This is a genomic window from Desulfovibrio sp. 1188_IL3213 (genome assembly GCF_036763145.1).
Classification (GTDB): domain Bacteria; phylum Desulfobacterota; class Desulfovibrionia; order Desulfovibrionales; family Desulfovibrionaceae; genus Desulfovibrio.
The window spans coordinates 1-3,189 of the sequence record NZ_JBAIYR010000272.1; the positions used below are offsets into that span (position 1 = coordinate 1).

At 59.2% G+C, this 3,189-nt stretch carries 2 protein-coding genes and 1 pseudogene; all 3 read left to right on the top strand.

Features of this window, described 5'->3' with window-relative positions; all coding sequences use genetic code 11:
• Window positions 1-441: 441 nt before the first annotated feature.
• Window positions 442-1,323: a c-type cytochrome gene (locus V6C16_RS10085; RefSeq protein ID WP_333535038.1), complete on the top strand. Its 882-nt coding sequence runs from the start codon at window positions 442-444 to the stop codon at window positions 1,321-1,323.
• A gap of 2 nt (window positions 1,324-1,325) precedes the next feature.
• Entirely contained in the window at window positions 1,326-2,711 is a 1,386-nt protein-coding gene (locus tag V6C16_RS10090) for a c-type cytochrome (protein WP_333535039.1), read from the top strand.
• Window positions 2,708-3,189, top strand: a pseudogene (locus V6C16_RS10095) (hypothetical protein); the annotation flags it as partial. The gene V6C16_RS10090 and the pseudogene V6C16_RS10095, both read left to right, overlap by 4 nt.

The following is a 3,189-nucleotide window of genomic DNA, read 5'->3' on the forward strand; positions in this document are numbered from 1 at the left end:
GTTGCCTTCTGCCGTTCGCTGTTGCCTTGCGCTGTTGGCGCTGCTCGCGGGCTGTCCGGGCGGTTCTGCTGCGGGCCAGACCCGGCAAAAGAACGCAGACCGGTCTTTTCCGTTACTGCGGCGCAGCAACAGGTGCGCATACGCCGAACCATAGCTGTAAGCGCATGATATTCGCCAGCTTGTGCAATATACCCGCCACGAGCAGGGTCACCCCGCGATGGGCTTATGCCCTCCCTGCACAGGCATACGCCTGCCCGCCGTCTGCAAGACGAGCATTTTCAACTACCTGTGTTGACAGGGGACTGTATTTCTGAAATTTATACTGAGACTATTCATTCGCCTTACCTGTAAGCGTTGCTATCATAGAATTCCTATCAAATTACATAGTATTGCATCCAAGCCATTGCGGGGCAGGCAGAGCAGGCCCCAGCAGGAGAAATCATGAAAAACCGCAGCGTGTACCTGGGGCTTGTTCTGGCAGTTGTATTGCTTGTCTTCGGCGTATGGGCGCTTTCCTTTTTCGGTTCAACGCTTTCCCTCCAAAGGGTGGCTCTTGATTCCGAAGCTGCCGCCAAAAGGGTTGCCGTGCCGTCCGCTCAGGCCCTGTTCAATCCGCCCCGGCCCGAAGACGCGCCGGAGAGTATTCGCGAAGAGGTCATGCTCGGCTACAGGATCATGACCGAAACGAAAAAATACGCCGGGCAGTACATCGGCAAGGACAGCCAGCTTTCCTGTTCAAGCTGCCACTTTGAGGGCGGCCGGTCTATGGAGAGCTTTTCTCTTGTGGGCGTGGGGGCGACCTATCCGCGTTACCGTGACCGCAATGAGTATACCATCGACCTCGGCATACGCATTCAGGGCTGCTTTGACCGCAGCATGAACGGCACGCCGCCCCCGCTGGACAGCCAGGTGATACAGTCGCTGCTGGTGTACCTGCAATGGATTTCCAAAGATATTCCCGTATACGCCGAGCTGCCCTGGACCCTGCCTGAAAGTATGGGCAATCCCCACAAGCCTGATCCGGCCAACGGCGAAAAGGTGTACAAAAACGTGTGCGCCCGCTGCCACGGCCTTGAAGGCGAAGGCACGGACATTGCCCCGCCCGTCTGGGGCGACGGCGCGTACAATGACGGCGCAGGCATGCACCGCATCCGCACCCTTTCCATTTTTGCCTGGCGCTTTATGCCCAAGAATGCGCCTTCTCTGACGCAGGAAGAGGCGCTTGACGTGGCGGGCTACATCCATGAACAGCCCAGACCGGCCTTCAAGCCCACCCATTCCGACAAGATCGTGCGGCTTATCCCTCTGACGGAAGGGAACTAGCCATGATATTTCCCATATTGCATATACCGGGACTTGGCGATGGCATGACCATCGCCCTGGACGCCGTGCTGCACGTTGTCATAAGCCACGGCCTGGCTATTGGTCTCATGACCATGCTCATTCTGTTTCAAACCCTGACCTGGATGGGCAAGGGCGACTACTGGGCAAAGATCAGCCGCAGCCTGCTTGGTCCCGCCGTGGTGGTCATCACCTCCGTGGGCGCGGTGACGGGCGTGGGCATCTGGTTTATCACCGGCATTCTCGCGCCCGAAGGCATCGGTTCGCTTATCCACCTTTTTTTCTGGCCCTGGTTTATAGAATGGGGGGCCTTTACATCCGAAGTCATTCTGCTGCTCATCTACTACTATCTGTGGGACAGGCTGGCGGAAAAGCAGCCCGGCAAGCTGGCTGCGCTGGGCTGGGGCTACGTGGTCATGGCTGTTTTTTCGGCCATACTCATTTCGGGCATTCTGGGCTTCATGCTCACGCCTGACGGCTGGCCCTGGGAACAGGATTTTGACCAGGCGTACTTTAATCCCACCTTCGCGCCCCAGGTTTTTCTGCGTCTGGCAGGCGGGCTTGCCATCGGCTCGCTGCTGCTCATGGCGTGGATTGCCTGGCGCTTCAAGGGTACGGCTCAGGAGCGGGGCAGCGCCCTGCGCCTGACCGGGGGCGTTTTTCTGGCTTGTGTGGCTGTGGCCGGTGTGAGCGCCTGGGTGTATTTCTCCCGCATACCCATGACCTATCTGACCCACTGGAAATTCGCCGTAGCCACGTCCTACATGTCGCAACTGCCGGACTTTCTGCCAACCCTCAATGCCGTGGGCGTGGGCGTGCTGTGCCTTGCCGGTCTTGTGGCGGTGCTGCGCAGCCGTGTGGCAAGCCGCATTCTCTGCATACCGGCCCTGCTGCTTTGCGTATTCATGGTTATGGAATTTGAGCGCATACGCGAATTTGTGCGCGGGCCGTACCTTTTGCCCGGCTATATGTATGCCAATCAGGTTCCGCTGGTGGAAAAGCTGGCCCTGGACGAAAAAAATGAAAGCTTTCTGCCGCGCATGCGCTGGGTTAACGACAACGGCAAGCTGCCGCCCCACATGGTCGCCGGGCAGGCCCTGTTTGCCGCCAACTGCGGGGTGTGCCACACCAACGTCAAGGGCGGCCTCAACAATATCGGCATCCGCGTGGCCGGGCGTACGCTGGACAGTCTCAACGCCATCATCGACATCACCGAGAACCTCGGGCCGTTCATGACGCCCTTTACCGGCTCGGAATCGGAGCGCCTGCTGCTGGCGAACTACATTTACATGCTCGCGACGGAGCAGGGCTATATCAAGACGCAGCAGGCCCATAAGGGCCGCGCCGCCGGGGAGGCCAAGCAACCATGAACAAGTGGACCGATCTTTTTCTGCTGCATCCCCTGCCCGAAGGCTGGCTCAACGGCCTGCTTTTTGTCTCCTTTGGCCTGCACCTGCTTTTTGCCCTGCTGATCGTGGGGACGGCCATTCTGGGCTTTGTGTTCTTTCTTCAGGACTGGCTGGACAGGGATGAGGCCGGGCAGGCGTGGAACAGCCGTTTCATGCACACCCACCTCGGCCTCAAGAGCCTGGCGGTGGTGCTTGGCATTGCGCCCCTGCTGCTCATACAGATCCGCTACTCCTATTCGTTCTTTACCACCACGGGCCTGTTCGCCTACGCCTGGCTGGCGGTGATCCCCCTGCTGATCGTGGCCTTTCTGCTCATCGACGCCTTTAATCACAGCATGGAACGGCGCGCCTGGCTGGCCTTTTTTTGCGGCGTGGTGGGCGTGGGGGCGCTGCTTACCGTGCCCGCGGTCTTTACCGGGGCGCTGGCCCTGATGGAACG

Bases quoted from the DNA above. Each gene is read 5' to 3' on its own strand.
- V6C16_RS10085 (WP_333535038.1), top strand. From the start codon at position 442: ATGAAAAACCGCAGCGTGTACCTGGGGCTTGTTCTGGCAGTTGTATTG.
- V6C16_RS10090 (WP_333535039.1), top strand. From the start codon at position 1,326: ATGATATTTCCCATATTGCATATACCGGGACTTGGCGATGGCATGACC.